18 protein-coding genes are annotated in these 17,756 nt (G+C 68.2%); all 18 read right to left on the reverse strand.

The window, feature by feature from the left end; translation table 11 throughout:
• Nucleotides 1-179 precede the first annotated feature (179 nt).
• A complete protein-coding gene (locus CPH63_RS11130) occupies nt 180-632 on the reverse strand; it encodes a DUF4913 domain-containing protein (protein WP_096303033.1) in 453 nt (150 codons plus the stop codon).
• Nucleotides 629-1,450 (reverse strand): hypothetical protein, encoded by an 822-nt coding sequence (locus tag CPH63_RS11135; protein ID WP_096303034.1) that lies wholly within the window; start codon nt 1,448-1,450, stop codon nt 629-631. Before CPH63_RS11135 ends, CPH63_RS11130 begins: the two co-directional genes overlap by 4 nt.
• Entirely contained in the window at nt 1,447-3,321 is a 1,875-nt protein-coding gene (locus CPH63_RS11140) for a type IV secretory system conjugative DNA transfer family protein (protein WP_096303035.1), read from the reverse strand. Before CPH63_RS11140 ends, CPH63_RS11135 begins: the two co-directional genes overlap by 4 nt.
• Nucleotides 3,318-4,790, reverse strand: coding sequence for an ATP-binding protein (locus CPH63_RS11145; RefSeq protein WP_157749471.1), 1,473 nt, complete (start codon nt 4,788-4,790; stop codon nt 3,318-3,320). Before CPH63_RS11145 ends, CPH63_RS11140 begins: the two co-directional genes overlap by 4 nt.
• Nucleotides 4,787-5,296 (reverse strand): hypothetical protein, encoded by a 510-nt coding sequence (locus CPH63_RS11150; RefSeq protein ID WP_096303037.1) that lies wholly within the window; start codon nt 5,294-5,296, stop codon nt 4,787-4,789. Before CPH63_RS11150 ends, CPH63_RS11145 begins: the two co-directional genes overlap by 4 nt.
• Before the next feature lie 142 nt (nt 5,297-5,438).
• Entirely contained in the window at nt 5,439-6,932 is a 1,494-nt protein-coding gene (locus CPH63_RS11155) for an SCO6880 family protein (protein WP_096303038.1), read from the reverse strand.
• Nucleotides 6,933-6,934: 2 nt separating this feature from the next.
• Nucleotides 6,935-8,128 (reverse strand): hypothetical protein, encoded by a 1,194-nt coding sequence (locus CPH63_RS22265; protein WP_157749472.1) that lies wholly within the window; start codon nt 8,126-8,128, stop codon nt 6,935-6,937.
• 1 nt (nt 8,129) lies between these two features.
• The gene (locus CPH63_RS11170) at nt 8,130-8,915 is read right to left on the reverse strand and encodes a hypothetical protein (protein ID WP_096303041.1); all 786 of its coding nucleotides are present in this window, start codon (nt 8,913-8,915) and stop codon (nt 8,130-8,132) included.
• Nucleotides 8,915-9,280 carry a hypothetical protein gene (locus tag CPH63_RS11175; RefSeq protein ID WP_096303042.1) on the reverse strand — a complete coding sequence of 122 codons (366 nt, stop codon included), beginning with the start codon at nt 9,278-9,280 and terminating at the stop codon, nt 8,915-8,917. Before CPH63_RS11175 ends, CPH63_RS11170 begins: the two co-directional genes overlap by 1 nt.
• A 128-nt stretch (nt 9,281-9,408) precedes the next feature.
• Nucleotides 9,409-10,506, reverse strand: a complete 1,098-nt coding sequence (locus CPH63_RS11180; protein ID WP_096303043.1) for a C40 family peptidase — start codon at nt 10,504-10,506, stop codon at nt 9,409-9,411.
• A 5-nt stretch (nt 10,507-10,511) separates the two neighbouring features.
• Nucleotides 10,512-11,060 carry a hypothetical protein gene (locus CPH63_RS11185; protein WP_096303044.1) on the reverse strand — a complete coding sequence of 183 codons (549 nt, stop codon included), beginning with the start codon at nt 11,058-11,060 and terminating at the stop codon, nt 10,512-10,514.
• The gene (locus CPH63_RS22270) at nt 11,057-11,680 is read right to left on the reverse strand and encodes a DUF6668 family protein (protein WP_157749473.1); all 624 of its coding nucleotides are present in this window, start codon (nt 11,678-11,680) and stop codon (nt 11,057-11,059) included. The genes CPH63_RS11185 and CPH63_RS22270 overlap by 4 nt, the downstream gene beginning before the upstream one ends.
• Nucleotides 11,677-11,979: a hypothetical protein gene (locus CPH63_RS11195; protein ID WP_157749474.1), complete on the reverse strand. Its 303-nt coding sequence runs from the start codon at nt 11,977-11,979 to the stop codon at nt 11,677-11,679. The genes CPH63_RS22270 and CPH63_RS11195 overlap by 4 nt, the downstream gene beginning before the upstream one ends.
• A 125-nt stretch (nt 11,980-12,104) precedes the next feature.
• A complete protein-coding gene (locus tag CPH63_RS11200) occupies nt 12,105-12,890 on the reverse strand; it encodes a hypothetical protein (protein WP_096303047.1) in 786 nt (261 codons plus the stop codon).
• 267 nt (nt 12,891-13,157) lie between these two features.
• Nucleotides 13,158-16,406: a LysM domain-containing protein gene (locus tag CPH63_RS11205; RefSeq protein WP_157749475.1), complete on the reverse strand. Its 3,249-nt coding sequence runs from the start codon at nt 16,404-16,406 to the stop codon at nt 13,158-13,160.
• Nucleotides 16,406-16,882 (reverse strand): pilus assembly protein TadG-related protein, encoded by a 477-nt coding sequence (locus CPH63_RS11210; RefSeq protein WP_371364783.1) that lies wholly within the window; start codon nt 16,880-16,882, stop codon nt 16,406-16,408. Before CPH63_RS11210 ends, CPH63_RS11205 begins: the two co-directional genes overlap by 1 nt.
• 2 nt (nt 16,883-16,884) lie before the next feature.
• On the reverse strand, nt 16,885-17,328 hold the full coding sequence (locus tag CPH63_RS11215; RefSeq protein WP_096303050.1) for a TadE/TadG family type IV pilus assembly protein: 444 nt from the start codon (nt 17,326-17,328) through the stop codon (nt 16,885-16,887).
• Nucleotides 17,325-17,756, reverse strand: coding sequence for a TadE/TadG family type IV pilus assembly protein (locus tag CPH63_RS11220; protein ID WP_096303051.1), 432 nt, complete (start codon nt 17,754-17,756; stop codon nt 17,325-17,327). Before CPH63_RS11220 ends, CPH63_RS11215 begins: the two co-directional genes overlap by 4 nt.

Below are 17,756 nucleotides of genomic sequence, written 5' to 3' on the forward strand. Positions count from 1 at the left end.
AAGCTCGTTTCAACTGAAGGCCCTCCCAAAGGTCACACAACACCGGGCGGCGAGTCCGCCGGACAACCGGTGAAGCCAGAAAGGAGTATTGCGGCCACCCACAGATACGTCCACTCAAACCAAAATATTCGCGACGACCGCCACGATGGACGTGTGGCCGCCGCCGAACCGCCGGGCTCTCACGTACGCCAACCCGATATCGGCTCAGCCCCGATCCGTCGAAATTCTGCCGGCGGTTGCGCGGTGGTGGCTGCAACAGTGGTGCCCCAGTAGCCGCGCGGAGCGGCCGTTATCGGCAGGTGGAGCGCGTTGGTGTACTTGCGGTGCTCGGTCGGCTTGCAGTCGCTCATCGGGCCGACCTTGGCGTCCATCAAGACGGAAAGCATCGGGTCGCAGTGTTGCCAGAACCAGCGAGCCGGTGACTCACCGTCGGTGTCGCGGCATACCTCCCACGCCCGCCAGAGAGCCTCGAGGCGCGCGATCGCTTCGGCGTGTTCCCACCAGTTCGGACACCAGGTGAGGGTGCCTGTACCGGCCGCATCGAGCCGGCGCTCAATGGTCGGTGCCAGCAGGTTGACGAACCAGTCCTCGACATTGCGGTACAGGAACTCCGGTAGGTCTTCGCTGCTCATCGTTCGAGGCCGGTCCGGGTGACGAGTTCGGTGGCCCAGCTCCTCGACGCCGCCGTGGTCGACGCGAGATCCGGTGCCTCGCGCGCGGCCGACAGGACCTGAGTGGGTGGGGTGGACACGCCTCGGCCACCTAGTGCCGCGGTCGGAGCACCATCGGCGTACGCGGTCCACTGAGCGCCGTCGGTGGCCATTGCGTGCTCGTGTTCTAAGGCGTGTGCGACGTCGACCGCGCCGGACAGCACCGCCGAGCCGGCGACCTCGGCCACGATCAGCTCGCCGGCGACATCCCCGGCATCGACACCGGGCTGAGCCGATGCCGGCGTTTGCTCGGCCGCGGCTACCGCGGCCGGCGCGTTGGATCGCACGTCCTCGACGTCGATGTTCTCCTTCTTGAAGATCGCCTCCCACTGCTCGGCGTGACGCGCGGCCACCGGATCGTCACCGCGGTGCACGTCGGCTGACGCCCACGCCGCGGCCGCGCTGAGCGGGTTGTCATGCAGCCACTGCGACGTCGGCTTCAACCCCCACTGGCGGTGTCGGACCGACTGCTCGGCGCGGGCCTGCCGCTCGGCCTCGCGCTGGGCCGCGGCTGCACGCTGCTGCTCCTGCTGTACTTGAAGGCGCTGCTCACGTGACAGCTGTTCCACCTGACGCTCGGAGTCCCGGGCCTCCTGCGTGGCGGCCTGCGCCTGCTTGCGGGCACGGTCCGCCGCCACCTGCGCCGCGGACTGGGCGGCAGCGAGAGCCGCCGATAACAACGCCGACAACTGACGGCCCGCGTGACCGTGCTGGTCCATCTCGACTTCCTGACCGGTCATAACAACACCCCTTCTTTTTCGATGGATTGCGCCAGCTCCCTATCGGTGAGCACGACGTCGTTCAGTTCGGTATCGATCGCTTCCTGCTCGGCCGCGGCCGTCTCGGCCAGACGGTCGTTGCGTCGTTCGTCCGTCTCCCACTTGTCTAGTGAGGCCCGGATGGCCGGCGCGTTCGGGCCAGCCATCCACGGGACGGGTCGGCCCAGTGCTGGCCGGTTACCGGAGCTGAACAGCACAGCCCGCCCACGCGGCAACGCCGACAGCTCCGCGACTGACTGGATCGGTAGCCGTCGCACCTGCTCGGACCGCGACGTCGACGAGCCATGACCGGCGTTCGTGCTGCTGGTCGTCCAGTACCGCTCGTCACGCTCACCGAGCAGATCCGACATCGACTTCAAGAACTCCGTCTCGGACACCCCGCCGAGATAGAGCTTGTTGTTCGCGGCCGACCACAGCTTGCGCATCCCACGCTCACCCCAGCGGTCCACACCTTGTGACCACGACTGCAGAACGATGACCTTCGGAAGTCCTCGAGATCCGTGGTGGCTGACTTTGTCCGGCAGCGTGGAGTCGACGATGGTATTCGCTGCCTCGTCGAGCACTGACAGCACCGGGTTGCTGAGCCGGCGACCTGGCATGGTCCGGGTGTAGGCCAGGCCGGCTCTGTCGATCGAGGCGGCGATCGCGGTAGTGACGAACGCCGCCGACGCCGGACCTTCCTGACTGAGCAGGTAGATCGTGTCCGCGGCCGAACGCACGAACTTTTCCGGCTCGAACCGTGGGGCACGGGCATGGCCTGTGCCGATCGGCGGCGTGATCCATGCCGAGTAGCGCGGGTCGGTGATCACCGACAGCCAGCTCTGCGCGGTGCCAAGCACGCCGTCACGTTGGCGATCGGGCTTGGCCAACACCGCCTTGATCTGGCGGGCCGCGGCGTCGTAGCCCCGATCGGCGAGGATGGTCGTGGCCGTGTTGTCGTCGACGTCGCCCAGCCACGCGTCAACGTCCAGGATCGTCCTGCCCGCGAGGGCGGCCGCGAACACGTAGTTCACTAACGTCGCTTGCCCCGTCGGGGTGAAATAGGCATCCGGCTTGGCATCGGGGTCCACGGTGGTGTCGATAAGGATCTGCACCAGCTCACGCGCGATCGACAGGCTACTGATGTCCGCGAACGGGTCCCACCAGAAGTGCGGGCCGGCCATGGCGTCCGGTGTACCGACGATCTCTTGCGGATCGCAGAGCCACACACCGCCGATCGCCTCGCGGATCTCGCGGGTCGCGTCGTGAACGTCCGGCTTGTTGGAGCTGATCACCTCCGGCCCGTTGTAATCAACGATCGCGGGCACGACGTTGGCGGTCGTCTTACCGACCCGTGGACCGGCGATGACGACGGTGATGTCTTCCCAGGACATCCGCAGATCGGTGCATGTCACGACCGTCTGCATCACCATCACGCCGTGCTGCGCCGGCACGGTCAGATCCGCTGTTGGACGGAGCCGCTGTGCACTCTGACGAACCTGCGCCGGCGTCAGCCCGACCATGTCGTTGGCCCGGGACAAATGCCGGTTCGCGGCGTCAGCGCGGGTGCGGCCCTTGGACCGCTTGCCCCGTCGACGCAACAGAACCGCAGCGGCCAGGACCACGACACTCAGCTGCAGCCCGTACAGCACGTACACCGCCGGGCCGGGCCACACGACAGTGTGCTGGGCCAGGCCGAAGATGATCCGCCACGGATTCATCGGAACCGGGCGGCCGCCGAGGTGCCCGACCGCGACGATCGGCCACCAGGCCAGCAGCATCAGACCGCAGCCGCTCAGCAGCAGGATCAGAGGCAGCAAGCCGTCGTTGGGTTGTTTGGTCTGCACACTCATGCGGCTCTCCCGCGGTGGTGCCAGCGCTTGTTGGTGTCATGCACCCCGGCGTTGAGCTCGGCGGCGGTCAGCTTCACGTTCACCGGCATACCCGGCCGGTTGCCCATCTTGAGCAGCACCTTGCCGCGACCGGGCGGCGCGGACATCCGACCGGTGGCCGTGTCCAGCGAGGGCGGCGCGGCCCACGACACGATCTCGGAACGCTCGACTGCGGAGAACTCGACGACATCGGCCAGCCGACCGAACTCCACCGCAGGCAGCCCAAAGGTGCCGATCATGCCGACGCGCTCGACGAAGCCACGGGCCTTGTTTCGTGCTTCCTGCGTGGCGAGCTGGTCAAGGTCGCCCATCGAGTGGCTGATGAACAGTTCGCCCATGCCTTTCTGTCGATCGGTGCGCAGCAGATCGTTGATGATGTCGACGATCTCGCCGTCACCGCGCATCGCGCGCCACAACTCGTCCATCGTGAGGTAGAAGTTCAGCCGCGGCCCGAGGCCGGCGTCGGCCAAGACGTGCGCCGCTTCGGCGGCCGAGAACCCTTCGTTCCACGTCGCCGTCAGGACCGCCGCCTCGAGTTCGATGTCGCTGCCGTCGATCGAGGAGATATCGACGTCGACGGCGCTGGCCGTGACGTCGAAGCTGACCGTGGTGTCCTTGGCGAAGACGTCCCCGAGCTGGCCCTCGAGCAGGCCGGCCAGGGCACGGCGTAGACCGTCGGAGATCTCGCGGAAGTACGGCTCGTCGTCGCCGGCCAGGATCACCATCCGCAGCTCACGTGGTGCGTTGGTCAGCAGCTCGATCAGGTGCCCGACGCGGGGCGTCGTGCCGGCAGCCCAATGCTGCTCATCGAGCATCCGGATCGCGGCCGACAACAGCGTGGACTCGTCACCGTTCACTGATCGGTGACGTGACAGCGCGATCAACAGCCGCATCATGGCCAGCTGCCGACCGTGGACCTTCTGCCGGATCTTGCGGTGCAGATCCGGCAGGTGCGCGATCTTGGGCAGGATCGCCGCCAGGTCCCCTCCGGACAGCGGGTTGATCCCGGCTAGCCCGCGGCCCACTGTGATGATCTGGCCGCCCATCGCTTTGATCAAGTCGACGTAGTCCGGCTTCAAATCGCCCAACACCCAGGGCTTGTAACCGGACCACTCTGCGCCGATGAGCCACCGCCGGCCGAGCGTCGATTTGCCGAGCGACGGCTGACCGAACAGGAACGCTGACGGTGATCGGATCAGGTTCGCGCGGGTGAAGTAGCTCAGCGGGTCTCCGCACACCCAGGCGCCGGTGCGCATATGTGTCCCCAGGGGGACACCAGTAGTCGGCGCCCCTGTACCGGCGGCGAACGGCCACAACCCGCACACCTGGCGGGACGTGCCGAAGTACTCGGTGGGCGATTCCACGAAGCCCACCCGGCCGCCGCCGGCGCCGGCGTAACCGCGGGCGGTCAGGGAGCGCAACGTCTTCATGCGTTGTTCTCGCAGACCTGGCCGGCGTGGCTGGCGGCCGCGGCGTCCAGCAGCTCGACGAGATCAGCGGCGGCGGTGATCAGGCTCTTCTGATCGAGCCACCAGCGGGCCTCGTCGACACCGCGAGCCGTCTCCTCGACGCGTTCGTAGTCGGCGGGTGCATTGCCATCCTCGACTGCCCACTGATACAGGTCGCGCATCAGCTCGAACCGGACCCGGGTCGCGTAGTCGATCTGCCGGGCGCTGCCGGCCAGCTGCGGGTAGCCCTCATCGCGGGCCCACGCAGCGGCTTCGGCCGTTTCCTCCTTGCGCTTGGCGGTCACCCATTTCGTACGGTCCAGTTCCCGGCGCTTTTCGCGGGTGGTCTCGAAGCAGTCGGCGCACAGGCCCTTGTCTTTGAGGTACTCCAGTCGACCGCCGCGGTGGTCGGGCGCCAGTGTGGATAGGTCGATCGTGCCGACGTGACCGCAGCCGAACGTCAGCTCGAACTCGGTAGGGATCGCCATTGTGTGCTCCTTCGTCTGCGTGCGGATATCTCACTGGGAGAGGCCTCGACGAGCAGGCGAAAAGTGCAATGGCCGACCAGGATGTCCCCTGGCCGGCCATAGCCGCCGCTCTATCAGTTCCGATACGCCCCGATACGGCGGCTCATTCAGTAAGGACCTTGGGCAACGTCACGTGATCGGGAAGCAGCACACCGAGGCCGAGGCCGGCCGAGAACGCGGCCGCTTGCTGCCCGTAAGCCCGTGACATCACCAGCCGAGCGCCGGCGTGCAAGTTGCGGACCGCCTTCACCGCCCGGCGCAGCTGGTCCTCGTCGGTGACGGTGATCGTCGTGACTACCGCGAACCGGAGAACCGACGCGCCACGAGCCTCGTCGCGAGCGTTGGCCGCCGCTGCCGACGATGAGGTTTCCTTCACTGCTGCCCGCCCGCCGGAGGAGGTCGCGATGACGTTGCGCTGCCGATCGGCCCAGCCCGCCGCGGCGGCTGGGTCCAGCGGCCGATAGTAGATCGTCACCCGTTTGCGGGGCAGGTGCGGGTGCGGCTCGAGCAGCCGCTTGAGCACGGTCTCCTTCACCGCTCCACGCGGTGCGCCTTCCATGACCCACGACACCGAGATTCCGGAGTCGTGCCGGTACCGGTCCCACAGCTCTTGAGCCGAGGACGGCCCAGCTGACTCCCAGTCGAGCTCGAGCTCGCCCGGCGCGTCGTCGAGGTCGCCGGCTTCGGCCGGGTGGAACGCGGCCCACGCTGTCTCGGCCACTTGGCTGGGCGTCATCGCTGACGCTGCCCCAGCGCCAGTGCCGGCCAGCGCACCGATGATGTCCGGCAACTGGGTGCCGATCTCGGTGGCCATGTCCTCAACTCCACGCTTGTCCTTACCCTTGCCGCCGTCGAACACGAGCGACATCCACGTGTGCTGGGCAGCCGACCCGACACCGGAGGCGTCGCGCAACTCCTTGAAGACCTGCTCGGTGAACTGCGAGACCTGCGCCTCGGTGCGAGTCCGGTCGATCTCGGCCGAGATCTTGTTGCCCGGATCTGGCACCGACTCGATGGTGACCGAGAACGCCTTGAGGTCTGGCCACTGCGGAGTCGTCTGGAGAAACCCCGACCAGGTGCCGATCATCGTGTCGATGGTGGCCGGGTCGACCAGCGCATCACCGTCGGCGTTGGCCCGCACGATCACGGGATACGAGTTGGTCAATGGCACCCGCAGGAACGCGAACCGCTCGCCGTAGGCGTCTTGCGCTGAGTACATGCGGGTCGCGGCCAACAGCCCCGGGAGGCGGAACCGGCCGTGGGGCTGCGGCGACAGCGGGCCACCGAGGTAGGCAGTCTCCCGGCGTCGGCGTGCCCGGCGGTAACTGAGCCTGCGCACCATCCGAGCGAACACTGACTTGCCCTCGATCTTGATCGCCAGTGGCGCATAGAACACTGCGACGAGAAGCAGGTAGATCAGCAGGTCGAAGAAGTTGTGCGTGAACATCATGATTCCGCCGGCACCGAGCACGAGGATCAGGCCGCCGAAGCTGATCACGGGATTCATCCCGAACAAGCCGATCACGGCGGGGCGCTGCCAGTTGCCGAAGTCCGACGATCCGGGCGTTGGCTGGTTACGGCTGTCGAGCATGGTCATGGCTAGGCTTCTCCTGTTCCCGATGCGGCGGCTTTCTCGGCCGCGCCCTTCATGGCTCCTGCGGCCTGCACGCCGGCGGCCACGGCGACCCCGACCGGGCCGCCAGCCGCTGCACCTCCGCCCGCGGCACCACCCCCGGTGGCCGCTCCACCAGCGGCGCCGCCGCCGGCGCCGGACGCGGCTGCTGGTGACGCGCCACCGCTGACGCCGGATGCGCCCGAGGGACCGGACGAGCCGCCCCCGGAGCTCCCGCCGCTGCTGCTCCCGCCGCCACGCGAGGACATCACCTGCGAAATTCCCGAGGCTGCGATGGCTCCCCCGGCCAGTGCGCCGCCTCCGCCGCCGGTGCTGAGCTTGGCCGAGACCGGCATCATCAGCCGCAGCAGTGCCGGCATGGCCAGCACGGACATGATCATCAACGCGATGCCCGAGAGCGCGTCGGTCGCGGACTTGCCGTCCCCGATCGTGACAAACGCGGCTGCGTACACGAACGCGGCCGTCGGCTTGTAGAGCACGAACGCCAACTGCCACATCCACAACTTGCGCCAGAAGTCCTCGTTGCCTTTGTAGATCGCGACCGCGCCCGCGACTGGACTGGCCGCGGCGGTCAAGATCAGCACGCCGTTTCTGGCGACCATCGCGAACACCTGGGCGAGCGCGGCCAGGATGGCCAGCAGCGACGCAATGAACACCAGAGCGCTGCCGAGCGACCCGGACACGAGCGCGGCGCCGAACACCTCCGTGACGCGGCTGTTGAAGTTGCCACCCGCAGCAGTGTTGATGATCCAGTTGCTGAACTCGTCCCCGGCCGCGGCGAGCAACGCGATCGCCGGCACCTGGGCCGAGGTCACCAAGATGAACCGGGCGATGCCGGTACCAGCGTCAGCCAGCGCGTCGCCACGTTGCGTGATAGCCATATGGCCGGCCACCAACAGGATGCTGACCAGCCCGACCACAAGCATGATCCAGTCGAGCATCGCGGTGAGCATGCCGACCGGTGATCCCTGATCGGTCGACAGCGACGTCGTTGGGACGCTGGTCCAGAACGTGGCCAAGGTCTTCACGATGTTGCCGACGCCTTTGGCGAACTCGCTGGCCACCGCGTCGAAGCCGGCCGACGCGAGGCCGCCAGCGGCACCGCTCAGCGCATCGCCGGCGCAGTCGCCCCAGGACAGCGGACTGATGCTGCAGCTCACCTCAGTCACCGACCTTCGTGGGCTGCCCGGAGAACAGCACATAGCCCGTGAGGTCGCTGGTCTCGGCCCAGCTCGTCTGGCTCAGCGGCCCCGGCGCGCCGGCGAGCTGCCAGTCGTCGCCGGACCACTGCATTGTGGCCGGCACGACCCGCAGCGTGCCGTTGAATCGCAACGCTATGTCGACCACGGACTGGTCGGCGCTGTAGGTGATCACCTGAAACGCGGCGACCGATGGGACAACGCCCGGGTCGGTCGGCGGACCATAGTTGAGGCTCACCGCCGCCTGCGCCGCCGGCGTCGTTGAGTCAGTGGCCACCGCGTGCATCGACGCGGCCGTCTGCGCAGACCAGGACAGCCGGCCGAGGATCTGGATCGCGGCCAGTACCGCACCAGACTGGGTGTGGCTGAACCCGGAAGGCACTCCAGCGCGGATCGTGGCAGGGCCATCGCTCGAGGAGAACGGAAGTCCGCCGAGGCCGACCTGCAGCCAGGTGACGTTCACCGGAGCGGCCGAGCTCCCCGCTCCGGCCGACGAACCGCCGGTGTCGCTCGGGCCGGCAGGAACGGAGCCGACGGCGGGCACTGACGTTGCGGCCGGCGCGGCGGCGCCCGTGCGGCTGCGGTTAGTAGCCGCGCCCCACGCGATGATGCCGCCGCAGACGATCAGCAACGCGACCAAGCCGATCGCACAGACGGTCCCTGACTTCGCCCACCGGGACTGTTCGTCCCACCAGCCGTCACCGTCGTTGTCGCGGTCGTCCGCGACGCCGTACCTGCCGCGCAACATCAGGCCACCGCACCCAGAATCGCGCCTGCGCCGGAGCCGATGATGCAGCCCAGCAGCGGCCAGAACAGCTTGCCGGCTTCCTCGCCGCCGCCGTCTCCTCCGCCGCGATTCTTGTGGGCGTTGATGCCCATCTTGATGCAGATGATGAACACGCCGACTACGCAGGCCAGGAACACGGCCCAGCCGACCCAGCCGGCGATGGTGAGCAGTTTCGCGCCGCCCGGCGGCTCGCCCGGGGTGACGGTGGGGATGTTGCCCGCCAGGATGATGCGGTTGGTGACGTTCTCGCTGAACGCGGTTGCCTGCTGGCTTAGCGCGACAATGCGCTCGACCATGGCTTCGGCCAGTTCCAGTCGTGCTGGCATTGCGGTCTCCTTCGTGAGTAGCGGGTGCTTTCACTGGGAGAGGCCTCGACGAGCAGACGAAAAGTGCAACAGCCGGGCAGCAGACTTCCTCCTGCCCAGCTGCGTCGGCCCCGTGGGCGCTGCGAAGCTCAATTGGTGACCTTCATCCGCAGGGCGTAGGGCATCACTTCCCGTTCATGGGCACCGGCCCAGGCGCGGATGTGTACGGGCACGTCGAAGTCCTGCGCCTCGATGATCTGGCCAGAGCCGTCGCTCTTCCCGCTGACGGACCAGATAATCGCCGTGTGGTGGATGCCGCCGATCATCCCGTCGCTAGACAGGAACACCAGGTCCCCAGGCTGCACCTGCGTGATAGGCACCAGGACCCCGTTCGGTGAGGTGTATTGCGAGGCCGACGAGTGGTCCAGGTAGACGCCAGCGGCCGCCCACATGTAGAGCGCGAGACCGGAGCAGTCGAAGCCGACCGCCTGCCCCTCACAGCCCCGGCCACCGACGCCGTGGCTCGGCCCGGTCGCGGTCCCACCGTCGAAGCAGTACGGCAGACCCAGTGCGCTCTGCCCACGGGCCAACGCTCGACCCACCGCCGCGTTAGGGGCTTGCCCAGGCGCAGCACCACCCCCACCGCCCACGGAACAGCTCAGCGCTACGGACGGATCTCCGAGCAGCGACGCGGCCACCGCGGTGGCCATCGGCACCCACTGGGCGTACAGGCTGCCGTCGGAGGAGATCTGCACGTCCTGGATCACCTGCGCCGGCGGCAGCTCCTGCCAGTGCGCGACCAGCACCAGGTGATCGAGGAACTTCCCGGCGGCATAGACGGGGTCCACGATCTGCGCGACGGTCCCCCAGCCTTGTGAGGGCCGCTGCTGCAACCAGCCCACTGAGTCACGGTCACCGCCTGCCAGGTTCGTCAGGTGCGATTCCTGCATGCCGGCGGCCAGGATGTCGATCGAGGCCTGCACCGGCAGGTTGCGCTGCTTGGCCACCGCGACACCGGCGCCGGCGATCTGCAATTGGCTGGCCGTCAGCGTGATACCTGCGGCCACCGCACCGCCGGCGGCCGCTGGCGTGTAGGTGCAGCTGCCGCCAGCGGCGGCCTGCTGGGCGGCGCCGGCCGCCGCCTGGCTCACGCCACCGCCCAGCAGGACGGTCGGCACGACGATGATCAGGCTGAACACTGCGGCCACAGCGCCGGCGGCCGCCGTGATCGTTCCTCGAGCTCCCACGACGTTCAGCCACCCTCGAACGGCCCGGTCACACGCCAGTGCCCACCAGCGAGCTGCACAACCCACGATGCCGTGGCCAGACCGGAGTCGAAGCTGCCCAACGTCGAGGTGATATGCGAGTTGGCCGTCATCCGCACGTACACCTGGGTCGCCGTCGACGGAGCGTTCTGGACGCGGGCCGGGCCGGTGACGGTGCACGTCACAACCTCCCGCTCCTGGATGACCTCCTGCTGCCAGGACGCCGGGTCGGCCTCTGCGGCGATCTGCTGGCCGTACTCAGGGCTGGCGAAGACCTGTTGCGCACCGATGTAGGTGGCCATCGGTATCTGCCAGTTCCACGCGCAGTGCTCGAGTTCGAACTCGACGGCCGCCCACACGGCCGGATCGGTGTGGGCCAGCTCCGTTAGTGCAGGCTGGGGCAACGCCGAGGTCGACGTCGACAAGGCCGACCTAGGCTCCGGGGCCGCCGGCGCCCGGTGGCCGCAGCCGGCGACACCGGTGGCCATCAGCACGAGCATCAGCAGCAGCGCGGAGCGAGTCAGCCCGGCGGTCACTGTGCGGCCGCCACAGCCGCGGTCAACTTGCTGACCCACTCCGGGGCCAGCGCCGCCGGATCGGGCGGCCCGAGGCGCCACTCAGGCATCCACGGCACATGGCCGACGACCGGTAGAGCACCCGACACCAACCGCTCGAGTCGACGCAGCGGCGCCGGCATCCGGCCAGGGCAGTCCGCGACGACCACGACACCGGCAAGCTCCACGCAAGCGCGCAATGCCTCGTCATCGCGGTACGCGCGGGCGAACTCCTGCGCAGCGGCATAGCCGCGGTAGTTGCTTCGGCACACCAGCAGGACTGGCCTGGGCCAGTCGGTCGGCCAGCCGCCGCCGATGTAGTGGGTACCGGGCAGCACCGCGGCCAGCGTGCGGGCACCGGCGCCGCCGTGGACGGACATCAACCCGACTGTGCTTTGACCTGCGGTGCCCGATAGCGGCGCAGCCGGCACCGCTGCCCGGCGGTGTAGTACCGGCGCCTGTGCTTCCGTGGCCGCCGGCAGCCGGTCCCCGCTAGGCGCGCCGGCCGCAGCGAATAGACCCTCACGGGCGGCCTGCAATGCGGCCTGGATCTCACTTACCGATGGCGTGCGGCGCGGAGCGGTCACCGCCCCGTCGCTCATCGGAGACCACCGGGGAGGACGCGCAAGTCACGCCGCTCCCGGCGGAGCCGGATCGCGGCGGCCAGCACGCCGGGGTCGACACCGGCAAGGCGAGACCGGACCTCTGCGGCTGGGCGCAGAGTCGTCAGCAGCCGCTCCAGTGCTGCCACCGTGACGGTGCTGACCGGTGACCGCGACGAGGCGATCCGATCAAGCTCACCGGCCAGCTCGCGGTCGGCGGCGGCCAGCGTATCGAGCATGCCTGCGACGGCGGCTGGCCTCAGATGGACCGGAGTGCTGGCTGGGATGGGTGTGCTCATCGGCGGTGCTCCTCGCTGTGGATGTCGACCTGCTCTCACTGGGAGAGGCCTCGGCGCGGCGCGGAAAAGTGCAAGGGCCGACCCGGGAACTTCCCGGGTCGGCCGTGTCGAGAACGACAGTGCTGCTACGCCGCCAGGTACTGCGGTGCCGCCTCGCGCAGTGCGCGCAACGTTGCCGAGCACCGTCCCTTGGAGGTGCGCACGCTGACGCCGTAGACACGGGCCACGTGTTCATGTCCGCCGCCGGCTCCTTGCCGAGTCGTCTCGTGGGCGTAGTAGTACTCGACGAGCATGGCCAGGTCCCGCTCGTTCACCACGCCGGTCCGCTCAGCCCACAGCAGCAGGTCCACCAGGTCGAGCGAGTCCGAGTCCGGGCCGTCGATCGGCTGATCGAGCGCACTCAGCCCGGTGCCCTCGTCGCGGGCGGTCGGGTCGACCAGTCGGTCCTCATCCCGGCGGACGCTGGACGCCCCTCGGGAGCTGCGCGTGCCGCGCGGACGGGCCTCGGTGCACAATGCCTTCTCGGTGTCGAACAGCAGGTTCGACGCATACGCCCGGGTCCGGGTCCGCCACGGAAAGGCCCGGATCTGAATCGTCAACGACCCCAGGATCAGTCCCGCATCGAAGCGTCGACGAAGCCGGTCGGCAGCTACGTCGACCAGGTGCAGGATCACCAGCACGGCGTCCGTATCGTCGCCGCTGTCCTGCGCTGCCAGCCGCAGCAGGGACCCGAATACCGCGTCTCTACCGGCCGGGTCCTTTCCTGCTCCGACGACCTCGGGCAACCCCGCGACCGAGCCCACCACGAGCAGCGCACGCTCTCGCTCAGCCCACCTCGTGAGGGTGTCACGGGCGTCGAGTCGGGCGGCTAGCTCGGGCCAGGTCTCGCCAAGTTGGGCAGCAATGAACATCGGAATCTCCGGGGGCAGTCGGGGCCTTGACAGGCCCGACGCTCCGCACCGACATCCACAGAACGGTCACCTTCCGGTCTCCTACCGACGTAGGAGACCGCAAGCAAACGGGCGGTCTCCGACGCCTCAGCCCGGTCATCTCAGCCAGCCCCACTGCGCGCTGCCGACCGCCCCCGCCGGCACTAGGTGACCGCACCGAGGGCAACAAAATGGGGGGTGACCGCCGACTGATCGGCGGTCACCCCCCATTCAGGGACGCGCCCAGCGTTAGCTGGCGATCCCGATGTAACCGCGGCGCAGCAACTCCTCGTAGGTGTGTGCCGGGATGTCTTCCTCGACCTCGGCGTCATGATGCGCGCGGATCTGACGCACTGTGGCCACCAGCTCCGCTTGACGACCCTCGGCCTCACACACCCGCGCCAAGTCGATGAGCGGCCGATCCGATGCGGTGCCGGTGTCCTTGGCTGTCTGGGCCGCCATCCGGGCGTTGGCCAGGTCGCCTGCGGCCAGCGCGTAGTCGACTACCTCGGCGGCGAGATCGACGATTGCCGCGGTCAGGATGTCGGCGTTCGCGACCTCGTCCAGGATCAGCCAGCTCCCGCCCTGCGGACGTAAACCGTCCAGCGGTTTACCGCCCACGAGCGCCATCGCGGCCAGGTAGTCGGCGTGGCCCGCTTCGCCGCCACGGGCACGGCCCCTCGTGCGTAACCGGCGGAACAGATCCGCGTCGACGAGCACACCCTGAAGGCAATACCGGGCCGTGCCCGATGCGCGGCCAGCCGACTTCGCGTACGGCAGATACCGCTCACCGGTAACCGGGTCGGTGCCCAGCCAGGTACCGGCCAGTGACATCGTGTTCTTCGGGTTGCTGTCCTTGATGGTGTAGTTCTGCTCGGGCCAGAAGTCGGCCGCGAACCGGTCACCGGTCGCCCCGCGCGGATGCAACGCGAGGTAGGTGATCGCCTCCAGGACGAGCGCCGTCTTGTACTTGTCCGGACGGGCACCGCGGGCGACGAGTTCCACCTGCTGACCCAGTAGCCGCAGCTTCGGGCGTCGAGAGTGTGGGTCGTGCCAGGCGGCCAAGTCCTCGTCCAGACTCGGGTCGGCCGCTTCCACGGCCGTGCACACGCCCGGCGCCGGCACCGCGGTCGCGGCTGGGTCGGTCGCCGGCGTCAGGACCGGGATCGAGGCGGCGCTGATGTCGATCGAGGTCGTGATCAGCGCGGCCGTGGTGACCGTGTGCTCGGGGAGCAGCGCGCCCGCCAGATCGGCGTACGCCGCGATCGGGCTGTCATAGGCGGCTGCCGGCATCGCGACGTCGGCTGTGCTGTCACGGGCCAGCTCGAGGTAGGTGGCCAGCTCCTCGGCCTGGTCGGCCGGCAGCCGCTGCGCGGCCGCGATCACGTCCAGCGCCGGGATCAGGAGTGTGCCGTCGGCGTGCACAGTCAGCTGCAGCCCGCCGCGGCTGCCGGCCGACCGGTCACCGACCAACACCACCGCCACTGCTGCCCGGCCCGGGCGCTCGCCGAGCGACTCGAGTAGCACCTCGACCGCGGCCGCGTCGCTTTCGGTGTCGGTCCAGGTCGGGGCGACCACGAGCACCTGCGGCATCCAGGTATCGCCGCTGACCCCGTGCAGCCGGCCGTGCAGCACATCGGTCGCTTCCGCGTCCTCGACCGATCGTGTGGCCGACACATCGTTAGCCGCCACGGCCGCGGCGGCCACGACGTCGTCAGTGTGCGTGAGCCGGCCGGGATTCAACGCGACCAGCTCCTCACCGAAACCGGCCAGCGTCACCGTCAGGTGATCTGACCAGAGGTTGTGGGCTAGTTCGGCCACCGTGAACCGGGCCAGATCCAAGCATCGCTCCGGATCGCCGTCGAACGCCAATGCGCCGGCCTGCTCAAGGTCGATCAGCCATTCCTCGCCGGCCGGTGTGTACCCGACGCTCACCAAGGTCGGGTACGGCGCGGCCGGGATGTGGTCGTATTCATCGACGAGCGGTAACTCAGCGGACTTCTCGATCACCCAGCTCGTGGGTGACACCGCAACCCACGGTGCCGGCGGCACGTCGGACTGGGCATCAGCGAGGACCAGGTCCAGGTGCTGACTGGTGAGCCGAGCTGCGATGACGCCCGGAAGCTGACCGTCGGCCTGCGCGAGCGTCGAGGCGAGCGCACGCAACGCCCTGTCGATGAAGTCCACATCTCGGACCGCGGACGCACCAGTCGTGACGAGCACCTTCTCCAAAGGCACATGCTGCGGGGCCGGGCCAGCGATCATGCGGCCGACCCGCCGGTGACGGAACTGCCGACGCCGGTAGCGGCGCAGCGCGAGGTACGTCCCGGCCGCCAGCACTCCCGCACCCGCACCCAGGCTGGCCACCCACTCGGCCATCGACACGATCTCGGCTTGCGCGTGAAGGCCCGTCCCCGTCGTCGATGATGTGGCGCGCTGCGTCGGTCGCTCAGGTGAACTGAGGCCTTGCTCGCCGTTGCCAACAGGTGCTGGAACTGGAGCGGCCTGAGTCGATGCGGGGGTTGGCACCGGTGCCGGATGATTCGGTTCTACCGACGGCTGTTGGGACGCTGACGGCTGGGTGCCGGACCCCGTGCTGGGCAGGGTGATCGTCCATCCGGGCTTGATGAGATTGGGGTCACTGAGACGCTCACCGCCCGGCTCGGCCCGGTCGGTGTTGGCCGGCCACACTGTGGTCCAGTCCGTCACCCCATCATCAGCGGCCAACCCTGACAAGGTGTCGCCGGGGTGCACGACCACATCGTGGGTACCCGTCGACGCGCTAGCCAGCGTCCCAACAGCCGCCGGCTCAACTGGGATCAACACCGTCCAACCATGGTGAAGCTGCCGCGGCGAGTCCAGCACAGATCCGTCAGCCTGCCGGCGACCCTCGTTCAGATGCCAGATCTCCTGCCAGCGCTGACCATCGCCAAGATAGTGGGTAGCGAGATCCCAATATGTGCTCATCCCGCCCGTGGCGGGAATCGTGTAGCTGGCCGCCGCTTGCGTTATCCCGGCAGCGGCCATCGCCTGATCACCGGAGGCAGAGATGGACGCCGACGCAACGTGCTGCACAGACGCGACGTGCTGCACAGCGGTAGCAGCAGGTGGAGGTGTCTCTGCAAACGCGGACACCGTCGGACCGATCGAGCTGGCCACCGCCGGAGCAATCAGCAGCACCGCAGCCAGCAACGTACGAGCCAGACCTTGCTGCACTCCCAGGAGTGGTATCCGGAATTCCCGCCGGGGCCGTCTCGCCGCTTTCGCTGCTAACGATTCGACCAGCTCAGCCAGCAGCGCCACCGCGAACGTCGCCCAGGCCAGGTACGCGACGCTGGCCATAATCGCGATCACGTCGCGGTCGGACATGTCTCCTGACCTGATCGAGACCCACTGATCCAGAGGGTTGCCGATCGTCGCTATCAGCGCCCACGGCAATCCCACCGTCAGCGCGACGAGCGTGAGCAGGGCCAGCAGGCCGTGGATACGCCTCATCATCAACTACCTCCTGCAGTGACGGCGCCGAACACCGCGGTGGCGTTCGCAGACGCTGACTGGCGAATGTCTGTCACTCCGAACGCGGACAGAACATCGGTTTTCTTCTGAATGGTTGCTCGCACGGTGACCGTGGCACCCGATACGGTCACCGTTCCGGTAGCGCCGCCGGCGGCGAGGACTTGATCTGCGGCGTTCTGCGCATCGGTGGGATCGGTCGCTAGCGCGCTACCGTCGCTGAAGCTCCGCAACGAGATCGGTGTCAAAGCATCGACGCCGGCCCGGGCCGCCTGGGCGGCGACGTCGGCCGCCCGCTCACGGGCGGCCAAAGCGTTGCCACCATCGACCACCATGCCCAGCATGGCGACCATCGCGACGGCTACGACTGCCATCCATAGGGCCAGCGACCCGCAGTCTTCCCTAGGTACCCGATCCCTGAGTCGCTGAGCTAACCGGGAGGTTGTTTGGTGCGACCACACGGCTATCCGCTCCCGAACTGTCGGTACCGCTCCAGAACAGATGTCGACGAGGACGTCAGGCTGACTGTGCCCGGCACACCCGCCAATGCCAATCCGCTCAGGTTGGACGTGCAGGTCACCTTGGCTACGACCTCGCCACCGGCATACCAATGCGATGTATCGAGCAGCACTGTCACTGCCTGACAGCTCATCCCCGCCGACGCCAGCGTCGAGTCGGCGGCGATCTGAGCTGACGTCTGCGCCGCCCCCGGCGTGCTCGCTAGTGAACCCGCCCGGGCCGCGGCCTGCGACGCCTGATCGACCAGCTGGCGACCGCGGTTGACTCGGCCGAAGGCCACCACGACCAGCAAGCACACGATTACGAACGGCATGAGAATCGCCAGCTCTAGCACGGCGAAAGCGCCACGATCACCCTCGAGGCGGCGACCAGCGCGGCGACCGCTCACGGCGCGGTGAACGTTTCGACTGGGGCCGTCGCTGACTCATCCACGGTGAAGCTGACGAACGGCACGACAGTCATCACCGAAGAGTGGATCGTCACAGTCGCCGACGTCGCGGTGCGAGTCGCAGTCACCGTCGGGTCAGGCAACGCGCGCGGTGCAACTCGAGTAAGAAAGTTCCGGGCGTCCGTCTGCCCGGCCGCCGCCGTTGCCTGGTAGCCCGATGCTGTGCGCACGCCTTCACTTGCTGCTGCTTGAGCAACCGAGCGAGCGTGCCACATGATCGCCCATTGCACGACGGACATGAGGAGCAGAAACGCCGCCGGCAGCGTGATCACAGCCTCCAGGATCGAGTAGCCGCGATCGTTTTCGGCGCAGACACGGCCGTGTCGGCGCCGCAGTGCGGCACCGGCACGAACCAGCCTGTCCTTCAT

Source organism: Jatrophihabitans sp. GAS493 (assembly GCF_900230215.1).
In the GTDB taxonomy this organism is placed as follows: domain Bacteria; phylum Actinomycetota; class Actinomycetes; order Mycobacteriales; family Jatrophihabitantaceae; genus MT45.